General features: G+C 63.5%; 4 protein-coding genes. 2 read left to right on the top strand and 2 right to left on the bottom strand.

Annotated features, from left to right (window positions below; translation table 11 throughout):
• On the bottom strand, positions 1-760 hold a 760-nt coding region (locus B5F94_RS15580), incomplete at its 3' end, for an MATE family efflux transporter (protein ID WP_158100314.1).
• 137 nt (positions 761-897) lie between these two features.
• Between B5F94_RS15580 and dpsA the strand changes: the two genes are divergently transcribed.
• Both dpsA and B5F94_RS15570 read left to right on the top strand, forming a co-directional pair.
• A complete protein-coding gene (gene dpsA / locus B5F94_RS15575; protein WP_087331445.1) occupies positions 898-1,770 on the top strand; it encodes a dipicolinate synthase subunit DpsA in 873 nt (290 codons plus the stop codon).
• 2 nt (positions 1,771-1,772) lie between these two features.
• Positions 1,773-2,357: a dipicolinate synthase subunit B gene (locus B5F94_RS15570; RefSeq protein WP_087331443.1), complete on the top strand. Its 585-nt coding sequence runs from the start codon at positions 1,773-1,775 to the stop codon at positions 2,355-2,357.
• Positions 2,358-2,419: 62 nt separating this feature from the next.
• Here the strand turns inward: B5F94_RS15570 and B5F94_RS15565 are convergent, their stop codons facing one another.
• A complete protein-coding gene (locus B5F94_RS15565; RefSeq protein ID WP_242965701.1) occupies positions 2,420-3,427 on the bottom strand; it encodes a glycoside hydrolase family 3 protein in 1,008 nt (335 codons plus the stop codon).
• Between the last annotated feature and the right edge of the window lie 132 nt (positions 3,428-3,559).

The following is a 3,559-nucleotide window of genomic DNA, read 5'->3' as shown; positions in this document are numbered from 1 at the left end:
CCACCGAGCTCTGCACCCCCGAGGGAATACCCAGGGTGATGATCTGCTTGAACGTCGGGCCCTCAAAACGCACCCGCCGCCAGTTTACCCGGTAGCCTGCTTTGGTGAGGGTCAGCTTGCGGAAGGCCAGGAAGGCGGACAGGCACTGGCTGAGGATGGTGGCCAGGGCGGCGCTGCCCACCCCCAGTTTCAGCACCGCCACAAAGAGCAGGTCCAGCACCACATTGGTAAGGGAGGCGGCAATGAGGTACTTCATGGGGCTGCGGCTGTCACCCACCGACTGGAGGATACTGGCCCCCATGTTGTAGAGCACCACAGCGGAGGAACCGAAGAAGTAAATGCGGAAGTAAAGAATGGAGTTGTCAATGACGTCGGCAGGGGTGCCGATCCACTGGAGGATCTGGGGGGTTAATATGACCCCCACTACTGTCAGGATCACGCCTGCTGTCAGGCCCAGGGCCACGGTGGTGTGGACCGCCCGCTCCATATGGTCGTCGTCCTCCGCCCCGTAGTACCGTGCGATGAGCACGCCCGCACCCAGGGATACACCGTTGATAAAGCCCACCATGAGCAAAATCATGCTGCTGGAGGAGCTGACCGCCGCCAGAGCGGACCGACCGATGAAGTTGCCCACAATGAGGGAATCCACCGCATTATATAATTGCTGAAACAGGTTACTGAAAAAGATGGGCAGGGCGAAGGCCAGCATCTTTTTGGGGACGCTGCCTTCGGTCAGGCGATTTTGTTCGTTTCGGTCCATCGGGTCCATCTCCGCTCTCTCTTGATCTGTCTTTTTATTATTAGCCTGTTAAAGCAAAAAGTCAAGCTGTGCCACCCAGTCACCCTTTTCCGGCGGCGGAATAGGATGGAGCAGTCACTGGGAACGGAGGGCTTACCATGAGACATGAACTGAACCTGTGGGTGGCGGGGGGCGATTTGCGGCAGGCCAAACTGGCGGAGCTGCTGGCCGCCGACGGCCACACAGTACATACCTGGGCCCTGGAGGGCCACGGCCCTCTGACGGGGGTACAGATGGAGACCGACCCGGCGGGGGTGGAACTGGCCGACTGCCTGATCCTGCCTCTGCCGGCGGAGGAGGAGGGCGGCCTGCTCCACGCCCCTCTGTCCGACCAGCCCCATAAGCTGGAGGATCTGCTCTCCCCTCTGCGGCCCGGCCAACTGGTGTGCGCCGGGATGGTTGGCCCCAATCTCACCGCCCTGGCCGCCCAAAAAGGACTGGTCCTTCAGGACTACTTCGCCCGGGAGGAGCTGGCGGTGGCCAACGCGGTGCCCACCGCAGAGGGTGCCATCCAGATCGCACTGGAGGAACTGCCCATCACCCTCCACGGCGCCCGGGTGCTGGTCATCGGTTTCGGCCGAGTGGGCAAGGCCCTGTCCCAGCGTCTGGCCGGCCTGGGGGCCAAGGTGAGCGTGGCCGCCCGCAAGTGGGCCGATCTGGCCTGGGCAGAGAGCTGCGGCTACTGCGGGGAGCAGACCGAGCACCTGGCGGGCTGGCTGTGCGGCTACGACCTGGTAGTCAACACCGTCCCCGCCCCTGTGCTGGGCCTCACGGAGCTTTCCGACCTGAAACCGGGCTGCCTGGTCATCGATCTGGCCTCCAAGCCGGGGGGCGTGGACTTTGATGCGGCGGCCCGGCTGGGGGTCAAAGTGATCTGGGCCCTCTCCCTGCCGGGTAAGGTCGCGCCGGTGACGGCAGGCCAGTGTATTCAGACCACCATCTACAACATATTGCGGGAATTGGGAGTGTGAGCATGGAACAAGCGAAGGTTGGATTCGCCTTTTGCGGGTCCTTTTGTACATTGAGTATGGCTATGACCGCCCTGGAGCAGGTGAAGGCCCGGTTCGGGGATGTGACCCCCATCGTGTCGGAGGCCGCTGCCGCCAACGATACCCGGTTCGGCCCGGCCCATGAGTTTATGCGGGAGATGGAGCGCATCTGTGACAAGCGGGTCATCGACTCTCTGGTGAAGGCGGAGCCCATCGGGCCCAAAAAGCTGCTGGATGTGCTGGTTATCTGCCCCTGCACCGGCAACACCCTGGCAAAGCTGGCAAACGGCGTCACCGATTCCACTGTTACCCTGGCGGCCAAGGCCCATCTGCGCAACGGCCGCCCCCTGGTGATCTGTCCCGCCACCAACGACGCCCTGGCCGCCTCGGCCAAGAACATCGGGGCCCTGCTGGACAAGAAGCACGTCTATTTCGTTCCCTTCCGGCAGGACGATCCCCAGGGCAAGCCCACCTCAGTGGTGGCCGACTTCTCCCTGGTGCCCGACACCATTGCCGCCGCGCTGGAGGGCCGCCAGCTCCAGCCCCTGCTGCTGGGCAGCCCCGCCTGAGATCGCGTCAGGCATAAGAAAAAAGGACTGCTGTATCACAGCAGTCCTTTTTCCTGTTTCATTCACGCCAAAGGGATGAGGCCCCGGTTGATCTTGAAGGTGAGAATGCGCTGTACGCTCTCATCCAGCCGCTCCTCCGAGATGGAGCCGTCCTCCACCGCCGCCTCCAGGGCCGCAATGGTACCGTCCAGATCGCCGGGACACAGCAGGATATCCACCCCGGCCTGAATGGCCATCACCGCCGCCTGACCGCCGGTATAATACTTGGTAAGGGCAGACATCTCCATGGCGTCGGTCATGACCACCCCGCTAAAGCCCATCTCCTCCCGGAGCAGACCGGTGACGATCTCATAGGACAGAGGGGCGGGTTGATCGTCCAGGTCGGGAACAATGAGATGGCCCATCATCACCGCGTCCGCTCCCGCCTCAATGCCCGCCTGGAAGGGAATCAGCTCCCCCTGCCGCAGCTGGTCCAGGGTGCGATACAGATAGGTGGCCCCGTCGTGGGAGTCGGTGGAGGTACCGCCGTGGCCGGGGAAGTGCTTGAGCACCGCCCCCACGCCGCCGTCGTGGAAGCCCTCCACCGCCGCCGCCACCAGCTCCGCCGCGGTATTGAAGTCGGTAGAATAGGCCCGGTCGCCGATGACGGTGTTCTCCGGATTGGTCCACACGTCGGCCACCGGGGCCAGGTCGGTGTTGAAGCCGCAGCTGGCCAGATCGGAGCCGATGGTGCAGGCATTGTCGTAGGCGGTCTCGGGGCCCTGGTCCTCATAGTCCAGCATGGGGCCCACCCAGGTGGTACCCACGGTGCTCATGAGGCGGGTGACCCGTCCCCCCTCCTCGTCGCAGGTCAAGATGAGGGGGATCTCGGAATAGCTCTGGCTGTTGTCCAGCATCTGCTTGAGCTGGCTCTGGCTGAGCATATTGGGCTTGCGGTACAGAATACCGCAGATAGGGTAGCGATCCAGCCCCGCTTTGGTGGCCGCACCCGCCTGGGTGGCAGTGCTTACGCCGGTAAGATCCTCGGGAGATACGATGATAAGCTGGCAGATCTTTTCATACCGGCTCATCTCAGCCGTCATCTCCGCCGCCAGAGCTGCCGTCCGCTCCTCCACCGTGGGGGTGGGGGGAGGCGTGGGTTCCGGCGGTCCGGCTCCGGTGGCTGAGAGTACCGACCCGGTGACTTCCGCTCAGCCCCCCCC

This window comes from Flavonifractor sp. An4, from assembly GCF_002161755.1.
In the GTDB taxonomy this organism is placed as follows: domain Bacteria; phylum Bacillota; class Clostridia; order Oscillospirales; family Oscillospiraceae; genus Flavonifractor; species Flavonifractor avicola.
This window is presented reverse-complemented; position numbering and strand designations above follow the sequence as displayed.